This is a genomic window from Pseudomonas sp. TH39(2020) (assembly GCF_016650715.1).
In the GTDB taxonomy this organism is placed as follows: domain Bacteria; phylum Pseudomonadota; class Gammaproteobacteria; order Pseudomonadales; family Pseudomonadaceae; genus Aquipseudomonas; species Aquipseudomonas mandelii_C.
The window spans coordinates 1,583,625-1,598,504 of sequence record NZ_JAEKFF010000007.1; the positions used below are offsets into that span (position 1 = coordinate 1,583,625).

Consider the following 14,880-nt stretch of genomic DNA (forward strand, 5'->3'; position numbering starts at 1 on the left):
TCAGAACTTCTGCAGTGCCCGCACGACGACGCCCACGATCCGGCATTGCTCGTCAAACGGTTCAATCGGGTACCCAGGGTTCAACGGCTTCAGAAACAGCTTGCCGCCATCATTGACGAGTTTCTTGAACGTGGCTTCGTTGCTGTCTGGCAGTTTGGCGATTACCAGCTTTCCAGCTGCGGCCTCGGCTTCAGTGTCAACCAAGATCAGTGTGCCTTCGGTAATGCTTTGCCCGGCAGGCGAGGTCATCGAGTCGCCTTTGACCTCAAGCCAGAATGCCGGACCCTTTGAATCGTATTCGGAAAATTCGTATCGATCTGAGAAGCCGGCAGGGTAGGGCTCGACAGCCTCAGCCCAGGCGCCAGCGGCGACCCAACTGATCACCGGGTAGCGGTAGGATTCCACAGGCTGGCGGGATTCGCCGACGTTTGAGTCAGCTTTCTCTACCTCGGCACCCTCACCGATGGCCAGCCACTCAGCACGAAACCCGGTTGCCTTTGCAAGCGCATATAGGTTCTCCGGCCTGAGGCTTTTGCTCTCGCCGGTAATCCATTGGGTTACGGCAGAGTTTGCAACGCCGCAAAGCGAAGCAATTTCGCCCTTCTTTTTCCCACTGAGCGCGATGGCTCGGGCAATACGTTCATGTCTTTCCATGGGCCCAATATTAAGTTAACTGAATTTAAGCATGCAGTAGGCGGAAATCGTCGTTGACGCAATAACTTAAGCATGCTGAAATTACGCAAAGCTCGAACGAGGATGCGCAATGAACACGCATGAAGTCGCCGAATTCTTCGGCAGCAAGACAAAGCTGGCACTGGCTCTGGGTATTCGCCCAAGTGCCGTGACCATGTGGGGGGAAACAATTCCTGAATCTAGGCAGTACCAGATTCAGGTTCTTTCCAAGGGCAAATTCAAGGCTGTGAAGAAAGACCAGGCCGCCTAAGCGACATCCCTGCCCACCGATCCATCGAAGCCAGATTAAAAGAGAGCAGTCCTCATGGAAACGTCCAGTCCAAGACACAGCGCGCAAACCCGTGACCAGGTGCTTGTTGCGCACGCGGCAAACCAGATCGCCCGTACCAGCCTGAGTCAGGACGATTTCGCCCAAACGCTGAGTCGCGAGCTGCACTCGGCATGCCCAGAGAAGGCTACAGCCAAAGAGGTGCCGGACTTCGGTGCATTGACCGAGCAGAACGATGTTGGTGAGTTCGTGAAGGCTACTGGCCGCTGGCTGAAGCGCGTTCAGCGTTGGTTGTCCGGCGATCAAGACATGCCGTCCTGGCTTGAAGAGTCGTGGGTGAATGCGTTGGGGCCTGAATTCCGCGATCACTGCATCAACGAACTGGCCGGCCGCCACGGACTGATCGGCGCCCGACAGATGACTAGCGACCAATGCGCGAACAAAAGCTTTGGTGCGCTGATCCGCGCCCTAGGCGACGTGATCGATACCGGTAGTGACGTCTTTGACGACCAGGTGATGTGCGAGGCGGATTTGCCGCAGCTGCCGGCGTTCGCCAAGCAATGCCGTCAGGTTGAAGCGCGGGCAGGGGAGTTGGGCCGAAAGGCCGAGGAGCTGCTCGACAAACACCGACCGAAACTGAAAATCGCCTGAATCCCGGGCACAAAAAAAAGCCGGGATTGCGCCCCGGCTGATTCATTACCACTCGATGAGGCCGATTATGCAGAGCCAACCCAATTCAAGCAATACCCCGAACAATGTCGCGACACGTTTTAATAATTTGCAAATCGTGTCGCGCCTCAAATCTCGTTCTCAGGGAGTCAAGCAATGACCCCCGACAACATCATCCAGCTGAACAGCAGCAGGGGATTCACCCGTATGGACAACAGCCTGATGGAGGCTTTGGCTACGGTTGACCTGCCAGCGCGCGAATTGCGCGTTCTCATGGCCATTGCACGGCAGACCATCGGCTATCAACTCGAAACCAAGCGCCTGACCGCCGACGATATCGGCAAGCAGACCAACATGCGCCGAGACGTCACGTCGAAAGCGATCAGTCATCTCCTTGAGCGTCGAATCATTTTCCGTGTAGGGGGAAGCCGAGGTGATATCGGGATTTCCCCTATTCGCGAGTGGTCCTTCTACGAGGAAAAACCAGTCAATCTCACTGAGACCAAAACGTCTCACTCAGCCAAAATCGTCTCACTGAGACCTGATGCGAGTGAGACCAAAACGGCAACTTGCCTTCTTTATACAAAGAAAGAACCCCTATTAACTCTTCCTTCGGAAGAGATTAATCCGCCCCAAGAGCAACCGGAACAACCGAAGCCTGATCGCAAGGCTCCGTTCGGCATGGCCCAGCTGCTGGCCGACAACCCGCACAACGTCCCTGAGCAACTGCTGGCCGATTGGCTGACCCAACGCAAGGCCAAGCGCGCCGCCGTCACCGCCACTGTCTGGTCGACCGTCAACGCTGAACTGGTCAAGTGCGCCGAAGCCGGGATAACCGCTGCCGACGCAATCACCGAAGCCCTGACTTCTGGGTGGCAGGGATTCAAGGCGTCCTGGGTGATCAAGCGCATGGCCGAGTCGGCCCCGGTACCGGTCGCTCAGTCCCGTCACACTGGCTTCGCTGACCGCAACTACACCGACGGACTGATCCAGCGGGAGGACGGTAGTTATGCGTTCTGAACCAGTACAACCGACCCCCGAGCTTCCGCCAGGAACTCGCATCCAGCCCGCGGATTGCGAAACCCACGGTGAGTTCGAGCAGAAGATTTTCTCGGTCATCGGCCGCGAGCTAAAGACCGGTTGCCCCGAGTGTTCCCGCATTGCCCAGGAAGCGACGGATGAGTCCGAGCGCCAGAGTAAGGCGCTGATGCTCCGCATGGCCATGGAGCGCAAGCTTGGCTCGGCGCTGATCCCGAAGCGCTTCGCCGGCAAAACCTTCGAAGGCTACGCGGCCACCACAGCTGAGCAGCAGAAAGCGCTGAACACCTGCCGCCGGTACGCCGCCGAGTTCTCGCAGATCGCCGAGTCGGGCCGTTGTCTGTTGCTACTGGGCAAGCCGGGCACTGGCAAAACTCACCTGTCCGTGGCGATCGCGAACGAGATTATGGCCAGGTCGAGCGCTACCGCCGTGTACCGCACTGTCGGCTCGGTCTTGCAAGCAATCCGCGCCACCTACGACCGAACCAGCGAGCAGAGCGAGAGCCAGATCCTGTCGAGCCTCATCAGCCCATCGCTGCTCATCCTCGATGAGATCGGTGTCAGCAAGGAAAAGCCGAGCGACTTCGAGCTCACCACGCTGTTCGCAATCATCAACGGCCGATACGAGGAACAGCGCCCGACGGTGATAGTTTCCAACCTCGACGCCAAGGCACTGCCTGCCGCCATCGGTGAGCGCTGTGCGGATCGTCTGCGTGAGGGCGGGGTGATTGTCATTCCGTTCGAGTGGGAATCTCAGCGCGGCAAGGAGGGTTTCTGATGATTCCTAAATCCGCAAACACACTGGCCTGCACCTTTGCCGGTTTCGCCATCGGCGTGTTCTGCGTCCTGATCACAATGGCGGTGACGGCATGACCGACAAGATCAGTGTCAACTGCCAGGCCAAGCTCACCGAGGCCATCACTAGCCTGACCACCATGTACCGCGACAAGAAGTTCGTCGTGGTTTCCCTTCGCCCAGGCAAGGACCGCACGCTCGATCAGAACTCACTGTGGTTCGGGATGTACAAGCGCATTTCCGAGATGACCCAGATCGGCGATGCGGCCGACGCTCGGCGCTACTGCAAGCTGCACTTCGGTGTGCAGATCCTGCTGAACGAGGACTCAGGGTTCCAGGCAGCGTGGTACCGGGTTATGCGCCATCTGCCCTACGAGGAGAAGCTGGCCATGATGGGTGAGTGCAAGCTGTTCGGCCCTGACGGCTTCCCGGTGACCAGCCTGTTCAACCGCGCCCAGGGCGTCCAGTACACCGACCGCATCGCCGCTTTCTTCACCGGCCAAGGCGTGGTGTTCACCGATTTGCTCAGCAAGGAGGCTGCATGATCGCCAAACAACCCAAGCCGAAAACCTGCAAGAACCCGGCGTGCGGCGTGAGCTTCCCACCTCAGCGCCTGGGCCAGGCCGTGTGCAGTCCCAAGTGCGGACTCGCCATCAAGGACGTGAACCGGGAGAAGGCGCGCAAGTCGCTGGCCGAACTCGGGCGCAAAGAAATCCGCGCAGCCAAGGAACGGATCAAGCCGAAGGGGCAGTACATGAAAGAGGCTCAGACCGCTTTCAACGCCTGGGTCCGTGAGCGTGACGCGGCGCTGCCGTGCATCAGCTGCAACCGGCACCACCAGGGCAAGTACGACGCCGGGCACTACCGGACGGTAGGGAGCAACCCGGCGCTGCGTTTCGAGCCACTGAACTGTCACCGCCAATGCTCGCCCTGCAACACGCATAAGTCCGGCGACATCGTGAATTACCGCATTGAGCTGGTGAGGCGCATCGGCGCCGACAAGGTGGATTGGCTGGAGGGGCCACACGACCCGAAGCGCTACACCATTGAAGACCTGAAAACCATCAAGGCCGATTACCAGGCGAAGATCAAAGAACTGAAGAGGGAAGCAGCATGAAGCTGATCAACGCAAGACAGGTATGGACTGAGTCGCAGCACGAATCGAACGCGTCGATCAGCGCTGTGGCTATCGACAAGGCGGAGTCGGCCCCAGTGAAGGCCGGTAATCGAATGCGGCGCCATGAGGCTGTATTTGCCGCCCTGGGCGATGACAAGGAAGAACGCATCCAGATCGTTCGGCAGAAGATCAGCATCAGCGAGACGCGTCGCACGCCAATTGGCCGATCTACGGCCCGCGCCGCGCACCTAGCCACCATCGGCAAGGTCTTGCGCGCTATCGACACGCTGCCGTTCCAGGTGCAGCAGTTCGGGCACTTTCTGTATCACCCGATGATGACCATGCAGCACGTCATGAATGCAGTGCTGCTGGTGGCGTCGAAAGCAGAGCTGCCCGACCTGACATCGGCCAAGCGCGTGAAGGCGCACTACCTGGTCACTCTGGCACTGCAGTCATACAAGGCTCAGGTGAGCGGGGCGGCTGAGTGGGGGCCTGCCCGGGTCGCCGCCGAGATGAAGGAGTTCTTCGGCGTGACAATCGATCCGAAGAACTGGACGCGTGACTGGCTCGACCTGTGGGAATCCCTGAAAGAAGTGATTGCGGAAGTGGATATTCAGGCACAACAGCCGGTGTGGCAGGTTATTCACGCGGAAAAAGACGACGAGGCAGCATAAACACATTGACATGACGGGGATTTGCGCGTACTTTCTCCATAGTGCGCAATTCACGCAACACGCACACGAATACCTGAGCCCGGCCATCGCGCCGGGTTTTTTGTTGATCCCGAATGCTATCTTTCGCCTTCTTAAATAGGTGGAGGTGAAATTTGAGCAAGTACACAATCAAGCCAGGCACGGGAGCGGAAAAGAACAAGTGGTATGTCCTCGTTGGCCAGCAAAGGCTCGGAGGGCCATACAAATCAGAGCAGGAGGCGTGGGAAGCGGCAGAGTTTTTCGAATCAAAACAAGAAAATCCTCAGCCGATCGACGACAAGCCAAAATTCTTCTAGAAAAAGCCCGGCCCTCGCGCCGGGTTTTTTGTGCCCGCCGTTCGTCAAATGTTCGGCACTTGCAATTGCTTTGGCATCTCTTATGTACAAGCACGGACTTCCCGCGCATCAGAACGGAGAGCCAGCATGGACATTGACGAGAATGCCCCTGGAAACAAATCTCAGCAGGGCGTAACGGGCGGCACTGATAACGAAACAGGCCATGATCCTAAGGGGAAACAACCTGAGGTTCCGCTGCCTCCGGACGACGAAGCGTCTGTTGATGAAGATATGACAGACGTGGATGCCAACAACTCGGTGTCGAGTGAGCATCCAGAAGCTGGAAAAAGCGGTCGCGTCGATGATCCGGACGCCGACCCACAGATGAACGATCAGGGCGAAGATGATAAGGAGCCTCGCGGCATGCCTGCGAGCGACCCTGAATCAGGCGCTTGAACAAGTTAGAATCATTCCAAATGCCCGCACAGCGCGGGCTTTTTTACGCTCGAATTCACCTGTAGCCCGCACATCCTGCACACCAACGCTTACAGGATGGCGTGAGACTGAATCTGCGAGTAGGGCGTCGACGCTGAGAAGGTCTTTGGCGGACAGGCCTGGACAGACACGCGCACCTATTCACGGCCGCAGCATCCCCAGTAGCTTTTGCGTTTCAAGAACACTTGATTCATCCTCCGTTACTTTCAAAAAATGGAAGAGAGATATGGATCAAGCAACGCAGATAGAAATCATCAAAATTATCGACTATGTCGAGGATCAAGCCACAAGACACTTCGCTGAGGATCGCTCAAAAAGCGAACCTTACGAGACAAACATTTCGCTTGGAGACGAGCATCCAGCTCGAGCAGCACTCATTTGTAAAGGTCTGACACTGGGTTTGTGCGAGCTGTATAAAGCCTCACGCGTGTACGCTGAAATCAAGGAATCTCACATCGAGATCCGTATTTCTAGATTTTAAGTGTTGGCCGATTCAAGAAGCCCGGCAATCGAGTCGGGCTTTTTTGTGCTCGCTCGGTATATGCTTGCCCTTCATTAATGAATTTTCAGGTCGGGCTACATGAAGAGAAATATTCAAACGGCAAGGAGCGTCCTCTATGCCGTTCAAACGTATTCAAAGCCTGACGGGATTGAAAAATTCAACCTGGAAGCACTTCACAGTAACAATGGCTGCTCGCAGGAAGACTGGGACTATGCCGTTAGGCTGCTGGCTGATAGTCGTTACCTCGTGTTTGATGCGGGGTATTTTCGAATGACATGGGCGGGCCATGACCTGCTTGACTCGCTGAGCTGATAATTCGATAAGTTTTCACGAGCCCCGCCAAGTGCGGGGTTTCCTTTAAACCCGCCAAGTTCGGGTTTTTTGTTGCCCGAATCATGGCCTCGACATTGATCGAGGCCTTTTCGTTTTCGGCTCCACCACACCCATCGCTCTGAGCTGGGAGTGCTGCTGGCGCTGATTCAAATCAAGTCATGCCAACGGAGTCGAGCGCATGGAGTATTTGCAGCGCCTGCTCGACAAGATCGACAGGTTTGAATTGCTGATCGCTGGGTTGGTCGGCGCCGTCGTTGCCAGTTGGTGGCACAAGGACGATCTGGCGGACTGGCGTGCCTGGCTTGTGTTTCTCATCACGGGTGTTGCCTGCTCGCTGTACCTGACGAGCATGGTCAGCACCTACCTGGGTGTGACAGAGCCGAAAATCGTCGCCGGGATTGGCTTCCTGCTGGGCACGTTCGGTGGCTCGCTCCTGGCAGCCATCAACCGCGCCATCAAAGCCGCTGACCTCTGGGCTCTCATTCGCCAGCGGTTCGGGGGAGGCAATCCACCATGAACCTTGAACTTATCAACTCGATCGCTTGCGGTCTGATTTCGCTATGGGCGACCTGGTGCGTACTGAGCGGCAAGGTGCGGGATGGCATCTTGGGCAAGCTGATCTATTCGACGATCGCCATCAGTGGTTTTGTCGTTATGGCACGCAGTCAGAACATTTTCTTCGGTCCGACCTCGGCCGGCCTAACGCTGCATGTGTCCCTGGCTCTGGCCGGTGCCCGCCACATCTTCATGGTCACGTTCTGGCAGCCGGTTAAAGCCTGGCTCTGCCGAACGCTGAACTGCGAACACTGCATGGGCTGCGATAGGGTCAGCAAGGCATCAGAGAGAAAGATCCCATGACTCTTCTTCGGATGGTCCCGATGTGGTTGTGGGTCGTCCTGTTGGCGCTGGCATCCATCAGCTACCTCTCCTGGCGGCTGGATAGCGTGAATGCTGATCGCGCACTCGTAGCAACCGAGCGCGACACCGCCAACGCTCGGGTGACGTCGCTCGGCAACACGCTGCGCCTACAACGCCAAATCACTGATGACATCAACCGAGTCTCCGACGATGCGAAAGCCAAGACTGAACACGTTACGGCTGCCGTTGCTATTGCTGATGGCCGGGCTCGCAGCTTGCAGCAGCAAATCACCGACCTGCTTGCCGGGCGAAAGTCCTGTACTGCCGAGGTTGCCAGCGGAAGCAAGGCAAGAGCCGACCTTACCGTTCTGCTCGCCGACCTGCGTAGAAGCGCTGACGAGCGAGCGGGAAGCCTGGCAGCAGCGCTTGACCGAAGCCGAATAGCTGGCTTTGCGTGTGAGGCGGCTTACTCGGCCGCACAGAAGAGCAATTAGTCCGCGACACGTTTCGCGAATCAGTAAATTGTGTCGCGACATATCTCTGAGTGGTGAGGAGCGTAATATCGCCGGCCAAGCCACTGCCGAGCATGCCTCTTGCGTCTAATTACCAATATGAAAAAAGACACTCAATCACATCTGTTTGAGTTACGGGCATTGCTGTCTATGTCTGATCAGATTGTGATTTGCTCTGGGTGGATGAAGGCTTGTGGCTTGTCGCCTTTGTTGAAGGACATTGATCGCGCCGTCAGTCGAGGCGCAAAAATTTCGGTCTACACCAACCATGAGCATACTGAGCCTGCTTGTGTCGATCGATTGGCCGATGTGGCTGGGCTAAAGCATTTCAATGTGGTGAGGCCGATCTATCTACATACGAAATTTTACTATGGTGAGAAGGCCGATTCGTATTCTGCAATTCTAGGTTCCGCGAATATCACTTCGGGAGGCTTATGGAAAAACGAAGAGCTTTCGTATCAGGTGCAGGGTGATATCGGTGACGATGCACATACGCAATTCGCGCTGTATCTCAAACGACTATCCACTCTAGAGTCGCCGCAATTCAGGAACTGACCGTACCCAGTCATGGCATTAAGGATTTCAGAAGAGTGCATAACTGAAAGCCGTACCAGGAATAATGCTGATTGCTGTACGTGATTCGTAATACGGCAGTCCACTGTCGCACAACTTTGATTCGATCATCTCAGGCACATCTGCCTCTTCATCGGTATGAAAAACTCCTAAAGCCCAATAAGAGCGAAGGTCAAGCTCGGATTTTCTTATTTTGGCTACCTTCGTCAAGTCCGCAATCATGTTGGAGATGCAGTTTCCAAGTTGCTGGTGTTGCTTGATTTCAAGGGCAAGATAGCGATCTAACGGCCAGTGTTTTTTTCTGATGATGAAGTCAGGCTTGAAAAAGTAACGAAGCTTCTCCATTCGGTAATCGAATTCGAGAGGAAATTCGCGTTCCCATTCCGGCTGGGAATCATGTTCCGAAAGGAACCTCGCGAACTCGACTTGAAACCAGATTTCCCATCCAGTGATCTCTTGGTCAGCGATAACCTTAAAGGCAGATCTAAGGGTGCGTCGGCTGAAAAACTCTTGGAGCAGCTCTCTCACGTATTCGAAATCGGCCAGGGGTTTTCTCATGATTATTCCTTGGGGGGAGCGGCACATTCATCCAATCAGGATGAGAGTATGCGAGAGCGCGCCGATACCGGCAATCGGCCATCATTTGAATCCCATCTTTGGCAATATGAGAACAACCTATGACAACCAAGCAACCCGACTGGGAGGCAATCGAACGCGCCTACCGGGCTGGATTGCTTTCCATCCGAGAGATCGCATCGACACAAGGCATTACTCACGGCGCCATCAACAAGCGCGCCAAGCGGGATGGCTGGGAGCGAAACCTCAAGGCGAAGATCCAGGCCAAGGCAGATGCACTGGTATCCAAACGCACGGTATCCACTGCGGTATCCACCAAATTAGCGGATACCGAAAGAGAGATCATCGAGGTCAATGCCGAGGTCATTGCGAACATCCGCATGGCTCACCGCGGCGACATCTCACGCGGCCGTCGATTGACCAACAAGCTGCTGGACGAGCTCGAAGGACTGACGGACAACCGCCACCTGTTCGAAGAACTCGGCGAGCTCATGCGCTCCGAAGACGACAACGGGCAGGACAAGCGAAACGACCTGTACCAGAAGATTATTGATCTGCCGGGCCGCTCCAAGACGATGAAGGAGATGGCTGAGACACTGAAGACTCTGATCTCCCTGGAGCGCCAAGCCTACGACCTCGACACCAAGACTGGCGGCAACGACGCCGACGAGCTATCGAAACTGATGGATGATCTATCGAAGGAAGCCTGACATGAAGCCCGGAGCGATCTACGTCATTGAGTGCGCTGGAAATGGTAAGCGCTATGTCGGCTCGACTTCCCGCAGGCCGAATCAGCGCAGGCTTGAGCATTTGCATCATCTGCGAGCAGGAAAGCACCACTCGAAGCGGTTGCAGCGGTGCTTCAACAAGTACGGCGAGTATGCGCTGTCATTCTCTGTTGTCGAGACCGTCGAAGACCTGAATATGCTGCTCCCGCGAGAACAGTTCCATATCTGGCGCGCCGAAGGCGTTTGCCTCAACAGCGCAGACGTCAGCGATTCAGTTCACTGCGCACGGATAGCCAATACTGGTCGCGTACAGGGCATTGATGAGAGAGCGCGTCGATCTGCGGCCTTGCTTGCGGCTGTCGCCTCTGGCACCAAAAAGCCAAGAGCTTGGACGGACGAGCAAAGGGCTGAGCATTCGATAATCCTGACCGGCAGGAAGATGCCGGCGGTCAAGGATTCAACGAGAGAGAACATTAGCAGGGCGCTGACAGGTCGGGAGCCTTCATGGGCAGGCATCGCCAGTTCGGTCGCTACCAGAACAGCCTTTATCGCTGACGAGCTTCCTGCGTGGCTTGAGATGCGCGCCCAAGGCATGAGCTATCGAGAGATTGAGAAGCGCACCGGCAGGTCACGGAGAATGTTAGAGCGCGAATGCTCAAGGGCCGCCGATGAAACCCGAACACCTGAAACTACTGAAAGACAAGAGATTCCGGCTTAATTCGCTCTACTTCATCACGGACAAGCAGGGCAAGAAGGTCCGCTTCCGGATGACGGACGAGCAGATCGAATACTTCGACGGGATGCACACCCGGAACATCATCCTGAAGGCTCGGCAGCTCGGCTTCACTACTGAGTGCTGCATCATCCAGTTGGACGCGGCGCTGTTCGAGTCGGCCAAGTGCGCGCTGATCGCTCACACCCTGAATGACGCCAAGCGCCTGTTCCGGGAGAAGGTGAAGTATGCCTATGACAACCTGCCGGCCGAGATCCGCGCCGCTAACCCGGCAAGCAACGACGCTGCCGGTGAGCTGGTGTTTAGCAAAGGCGGCTCGCTCTACGTGTCCACGTCCTTCCGGGGCGGCACGCTGCGTTACTTGCACGTGTCCGAGTTCGGGAAGATCTGCGCCAAGTTTCCCCACAAGGCTCGCGAGATCGTTACCGGCGCCTTCGAGGCCGTGGCCACCGACTGTTTCGTCACGATTGAATCAACGGCAGAAGGCCGGGCCGGCTACTTCTTCGATTACTCGCAGAGTGCTGAGCGCCAACAACTGGCTGGCGTGTCCTTGGGGCTGCTGGACTGGAAATTCTTCTTTTTCAGTTGGTGGAAGAACAAGGCCTACTCGCTTGACCCCACTGACGTGGTCATCCCGCAGCGCCTGACCGATTACTTCAGCGAGCTGCACGCCAAGCACGGTATTGTCACGAACGACGGCCAGCGTGCCTGGTACGCCGCCAAGGAGAAGACGCTCGGCGACGACATGAAGCGGGAATACCCGTCCCTGCCGGCCGAAGCCTTCCAGCAGTCGATCGAGGGCGCTTACTACGCCCAGCAGTTCACCAAGCTTTACGCCAGTCAGCGCGTGGGTGTGCTGCCGAACAACAGCCATTTGCCGGTGATGACTTTCTGGGATATCGGCGTCGGCGACTCCACGGCCATCTGGTTCGTGCGTCAGGTCGGCGAGGAATATCACATCATCGATTACTACGAGAACTCGGGCGAAGGTCTGCGCCACTACATGAAGGTGCTGAAGGATCGTGGCTACACGTATTCAGAGCACTGGGGGCCGCACGACATCGATAACCGAGAGTTCGGCAGCGATGCAAAGACCCGCCGCGAACTGGCCCGTGAGGGCTACGAGATCGACGGACAGAAGTACTGCATGACGTTCCAGGTCGTTCCCAAGCTCGGCATCAACGACGGCATTGAACAGGCTCGCGAGATCCTGCCCAAGTGCGCCTTTGATGAATCCAAGTGCGAGGAAGGGATCGCCTGCCTTGAGAACTACCGCAAAGAGTGGGACGACAAGCGCGGCTGCTGGAAAGACAAACCGCTTCACGACTGGACGTCTCACGGCTCCGACGGATTCCGGTACTTCGCTGTCGCCAAGAGCGCAAGGAAGCCGGTCAAATCAATCAAAATGGGATTTGCGCGCTAATGGCAGACGTCACCTACACCCGCCCGGAGTATGACGCGGCACAGTCCCGTTGGCGGCTGGTGCGCGACGTGTGCAAAGGCTCCGAAACGGTCAAGGCCCGCGGCGATGTTTATCTGCCGAAGCCAAACGAACATGACACCAGCGTCGAGAACAGGGACCGCTACAAGGGCTACAAGCAACGTGCCGTGTTCTACAACGCAACTGGGCGAACTAAACACAGCCTGGTGGGTGCGGTGTTTCGCACCTGGCCAACGCTCACTGTCCCCGGCGCCCTCGACTACGTGTCGAAGGACATCGACGGGCAGGGCGTAAGCGTTTACCAACAGTCGCAGTCGGTCATCGGGCATCTGCTTGAAGTCGGCCGTCACGGTCTGCTGGTGGATTACGCCGCCGTTGAAGCCGGGACTGTGAGCAAGGCAGATGAACAAGCCGGACGTGCTCGGGCGAGCGTTGCCAGCTACCCGGCCGAAGCCATCAGAAACTGGAAAACTCGCAAGGTCGGCGGTCAGCATCTGCTGAGCCTGGTTGTCCTGCGCGAAGAGGCTGACAAAGATACAGATGACGGCTTCGGCAGTGAAAAGGTTGTGCAATACAGGGTGCTTCGCCTCGATGAGGCCGGCATCTACACGCAGGAAGTCTGGGAAGAAAGCAGCAGCGAAACAACGATGGTCGTTGCGCCTTTCACTCCGTTGAATGGCCTCGGTCACCCGTGGAAGCTGATCCCGTTTCAGTTCCTCGGCAGCGAGAACAATGACACCAGCATTGATGATTCGCCGCTGTACGACATGGCCGTGCTCAACATCGGCCATTACTGCAACAGCGCGGACTATGAGGATTCGGTCTGGTTCTCCGGACAGCCTCAGTTCTGGATTTCCGGCCTCGATGAGGCGTGGCGCGACCACCTGGAAGCGAATGGCATCTATGTCGGCTCGCGGGCTCCGCTGACGCTCCCGGCCAATGGATCATGTGGCTTTGCTCAGCCTGAGCCGAACACCCTCGTCAAAGAGGCCATGGACGCCAAGAAAGAGGACATGGTGTCGCTCGGCGCCCGTCTAATCGAGCGCGGTAGCGCGGTGAAGACCGCGACCCAGGCCGACAACGACAGCGCCGCCGAACACAGCGTCCTGTCATTGGTGGTCAGCAACGTCAGCGAGGCCTACAGCCAGTGTCTGGTCTGGATGGCTGAGTTCGTGAACGCTCCCGGCGAAACTCTCTACAAACTCAATCAGGACTTCAGCCAGATCACCCTGGACGCAACGATCCTTTCCGCACTGTTCAACGCAGTGCAGGGCGGCAAGCTGCCGGCGGGTGATTTCTGGCAGTACCTGCGCGATCGTGGGGTTATCGATCCAGAGAAGACCGACGACCAGATCCGTGACGAACTGGAAACTGAGAACCCTGGGCCTAATCTGGACGACGAGGTAATCCCGAATGGCGGCAAACCAAACGATCCTTGATGCCACGATTCGCCACGCCGTTTTCCTCGAGCAGTTGAAGTCAGGGGAGGTCGCCAAGTTCGGACCTTTCCTCAAGGAGATTGACCGTTCGATTCGAGAGCGGCTGACGAGGACCGACCTGACGGATTACACCGTTGCTCGGCTGGAGCGGCTGCTGAGTGAAGTAGATAGCCTGCTGCTGGGCATCTTCAACCGCTACAGCGACAAGCTGAACCTCGACCTGATCGACATCGCCAATTACGAGGCCGAGTTCGAAGCGACCAGTCTGACCAGGGCGGCGCCGGTGGGCGTCTCGTTTGATGCTGCGGTGCCTGGTGCTGCTGCAATCAGGGCGGCCATCCTCACCAACCCGCTCAGCGTACGCGGTGCAGACGGCGGCAAGCTGCTCAAGACGTTCATTGATGGCTTCACCACCACCGAGCGACAACGCCTCACTGGCGCGATCCGACAGGGCTTCTTCGAAGGTCAGACGAACTTCCAGATCATCAAGAACATCCGCGGGACCAAGGCGCTCAAGTACAACGACGGCATCCTGGCCACGACCAACCGGAACGCAGGTGCAGTGGTCCGGACGGCGGTGCAGCACGTTGCCACCCAAGCGCGCATGGAGACGCTGAAAGAGAACTCCGATGTCGTGCAGGCGGTGGAGTGGGTCAGCACCCTAGATACGAAGACGACCAGTCAGTGCCGGTCGCTCGACAAACAACGCTTCAAACTGACCGAGGGGCCGAGGCCGCCGATCCACATCAACTGCCGCTCGACTGTGGTGGCGGTTACCCGCTTCAGCGCTTTATTCGGCAAGGACGCCACACGGGCATCCGTCGGCGAAGGCGGCGCTCAGCAGGTGAGGGCAGACCTTAGCTATTACGACTGGCTCAAGCAGCAGTCGGCAGCGTTTCAAGACAGAGCAATCGGACCGGTCCGCGCCAAGCTGTTCCGTGAAGGCGGTTTGAGTATCGAACGGTTCTCCGAGCTGCAGCTTGATCGAAATTTCAAGCCACTGACGCTCGTTGAAATGAAGGCTTTGGAGCCTTTGGCCTTCGAGCGGGCAGGAGTTCGATAGCTGCAACAAATTGACTCATGCTAATTTGCCGTCCTCAAAATGGGATGAATAAGGGCATT

At 56.9% G+C, this 14,880-nt stretch carries 21 protein-coding genes and 1 pseudogene; 20 read left to right on the forward strand and 2 right to left on the reverse strand.

What is annotated here, in order from left to right; translation table 11 throughout:
* A complete protein-coding gene (locus tag JFU47_RS27765; protein ID WP_201187099.1) occupies positions 1 to 654 on the reverse strand; it encodes a LexA family protein in 654 nt (217 codons plus the stop codon).
* 109 nt (positions 655 to 763) lie between these two features.
* On the opposite strand from JFU47_RS27765, the gene JFU47_RS27770 reads away from it, so the two are divergent.
* The 15 genes and pseudogenes from JFU47_RS27770 (at position 764) to JFU47_RS27840 (ending at position 8,823) form a co-directional block, all read left to right on the forward strand.
* A complete protein-coding gene (locus JFU47_RS27770; protein ID WP_201187102.1) occupies positions 764 to 943 on the forward strand; it encodes a Cro/CI family transcriptional regulator in 180 nt (59 codons plus the stop codon).
* A gap of 54 nt (positions 944 to 997) precedes the next feature.
* Entirely contained in the window at positions 998 to 1,612 is a 615-nt protein-coding gene (locus JFU47_RS27775; protein WP_201187104.1) for a hypothetical protein, read from the forward strand.
* A 174-nt stretch (positions 1,613 to 1,786) separates the two neighbouring features.
* A complete protein-coding gene (locus JFU47_RS27780; protein ID WP_201187106.1) occupies positions 1,787 to 2,650 on the forward strand; it encodes a replication protein in 864 nt (287 codons plus the stop codon).
* Positions 2,640 to 3,446: an ATP-binding protein gene (locus JFU47_RS27785; RefSeq protein WP_201187108.1), complete on the forward strand. Its 807-nt coding sequence runs from the start codon at positions 2,640 to 2,642 to the stop codon at positions 3,444 to 3,446. The genes JFU47_RS27780 and JFU47_RS27785 overlap by 11 nt, the downstream gene beginning before the upstream one ends.
* A gap of 91 nt (positions 3,447 to 3,537) precedes the next feature.
* Positions 3,538 to 4,008, forward strand: coding sequence for a hypothetical protein (locus JFU47_RS27790; protein WP_201187110.1), 471 nt, complete (start codon positions 3,538 to 3,540; stop codon positions 4,006 to 4,008).
* Positions 4,005 to 4,580, forward strand: a complete 576-nt coding sequence (locus JFU47_RS27795) for a recombination protein NinG (protein WP_201187112.1) — start codon at positions 4,005 to 4,007, stop codon at positions 4,578 to 4,580. Before JFU47_RS27790 ends, JFU47_RS27795 begins: the two co-directional genes overlap by 4 nt.
* Positions 4,577 to 5,254, forward strand: coding sequence for a hypothetical protein (locus JFU47_RS27800; RefSeq protein WP_201187114.1), 678 nt, complete (start codon positions 4,577 to 4,579; stop codon positions 5,252 to 5,254). The genes JFU47_RS27795 and JFU47_RS27800 overlap by 4 nt, the downstream gene beginning before the upstream one ends.
* A gap of 152 nt (positions 5,255 to 5,406) precedes the next feature.
* The gene (locus JFU47_RS27805) at positions 5,407 to 5,589 is read left to right on the forward strand and encodes a hypothetical protein (RefSeq protein ID WP_201187116.1); all 183 of its coding nucleotides are present in this window, start codon (positions 5,407 to 5,409) and stop codon (positions 5,587 to 5,589) included.
* Between the two features lie 126 nt (positions 5,590 to 5,715).
* Positions 5,716 to 5,907, forward strand: a pseudogene (locus tag JFU47_RS33180) (hypothetical protein); the annotation flags it as partial.
* Between the two features lie 382 nt (positions 5,908 to 6,289).
* The gene (locus JFU47_RS27815; protein ID WP_201187120.1) at positions 6,290 to 6,544 is read left to right on the forward strand and encodes a hypothetical protein; all 255 of its coding nucleotides are present in this window, start codon (positions 6,290 to 6,292) and stop codon (positions 6,542 to 6,544) included.
* A gap of 99 nt (positions 6,545 to 6,643) precedes the next feature.
* Complete coding sequence (locus JFU47_RS27820; protein ID WP_201187122.1) at positions 6,644 to 6,877, forward strand: hypothetical protein; 234 nt, start codon at positions 6,644 to 6,646, stop codon at positions 6,875 to 6,877.
* 199 nt (positions 6,878 to 7,076) lie between these two features.
* Positions 7,077 to 7,415 carry an MFS transporter gene (locus tag JFU47_RS27825; protein WP_201187124.1) on the forward strand — a complete coding sequence of 113 codons (339 nt, stop codon included), beginning with the start codon at positions 7,077 to 7,079 and terminating at the stop codon, positions 7,413 to 7,415.
* Entirely contained in the window at positions 7,412 to 7,756 is a 345-nt protein-coding gene (locus JFU47_RS27830; RefSeq protein ID WP_201187126.1) for a hypothetical protein, read from the forward strand. Before JFU47_RS27825 ends, JFU47_RS27830 begins: the two co-directional genes overlap by 4 nt.
* Complete coding sequence (locus tag JFU47_RS27835) at positions 7,753 to 8,250, forward strand: DUF2514 family protein (RefSeq protein ID WP_201187128.1); 498 nt, start codon at positions 7,753 to 7,755, stop codon at positions 8,248 to 8,250. The genes JFU47_RS27830 and JFU47_RS27835 overlap by 4 nt, the downstream gene beginning before the upstream one ends.
* Positions 8,251 to 8,349: 99 nt before the next feature.
* Complete coding sequence (locus JFU47_RS27840) at positions 8,350 to 8,823, forward strand: phospholipase D-like domain-containing protein (protein WP_201187130.1); 474 nt, start codon at positions 8,350 to 8,352, stop codon at positions 8,821 to 8,823.
* Between the two features lie 27 nt (positions 8,824 to 8,850).
* Here the strand turns inward: JFU47_RS27840 and JFU47_RS27845 are convergent, their stop codons facing one another.
* Positions 8,851 to 9,399: a hypothetical protein gene (locus JFU47_RS27845; protein WP_201187132.1), complete on the reverse strand. Its 549-nt coding sequence runs from the start codon at positions 9,397 to 9,399 to the stop codon at positions 8,851 to 8,853.
* A gap of 119 nt (positions 9,400 to 9,518) precedes the next feature.
* Between JFU47_RS27845 and JFU47_RS27850 the strand changes: the two genes are divergently transcribed.
* Genes JFU47_RS27850 through JFU47_RS27870 form a run of 5 tightly spaced genes read left to right on the forward strand, consistent with a single transcriptional unit; the run spans position 9,519 to position 14,821 of the window.
* Positions 9,519 to 10,127: a hypothetical protein gene (locus JFU47_RS27850; protein WP_201187140.1), complete on the forward strand. Its 609-nt coding sequence runs from the start codon at positions 9,519 to 9,521 to the stop codon at positions 10,125 to 10,127.
* A gap of 1 nt (position 10,128) precedes the next feature.
* Entirely contained in the window at positions 10,129 to 10,863 is a 735-nt protein-coding gene (locus JFU47_RS27855; RefSeq protein ID WP_201187142.1) for a GIY-YIG nuclease family protein, read from the forward strand.
* Positions 10,814 to 12,301 (forward strand): terminase, encoded by a 1,488-nt coding sequence (locus JFU47_RS27860; protein ID WP_201187144.1) that lies wholly within the window; start codon positions 10,814 to 10,816, stop codon positions 12,299 to 12,301. Before JFU47_RS27855 ends, JFU47_RS27860 begins: the two co-directional genes overlap by 50 nt.
* A complete protein-coding gene (locus JFU47_RS27865; RefSeq protein ID WP_201187146.1) occupies positions 12,301 to 13,758 on the forward strand; it encodes a DUF4055 domain-containing protein in 1,458 nt (485 codons plus the stop codon). The genes JFU47_RS27860 and JFU47_RS27865 overlap by 1 nt, the downstream gene beginning before the upstream one ends.
* On the forward strand, positions 13,733 to 14,821 hold the full coding sequence (locus JFU47_RS27870; protein ID WP_201187148.1) for a minor capsid protein: 1,089 nt from the start codon (positions 13,733 to 13,735) through the stop codon (positions 14,819 to 14,821). Before JFU47_RS27865 ends, JFU47_RS27870 begins: the two co-directional genes overlap by 26 nt.
* Positions 14,822 to 14,880 lie beyond the last annotated feature (59 nt).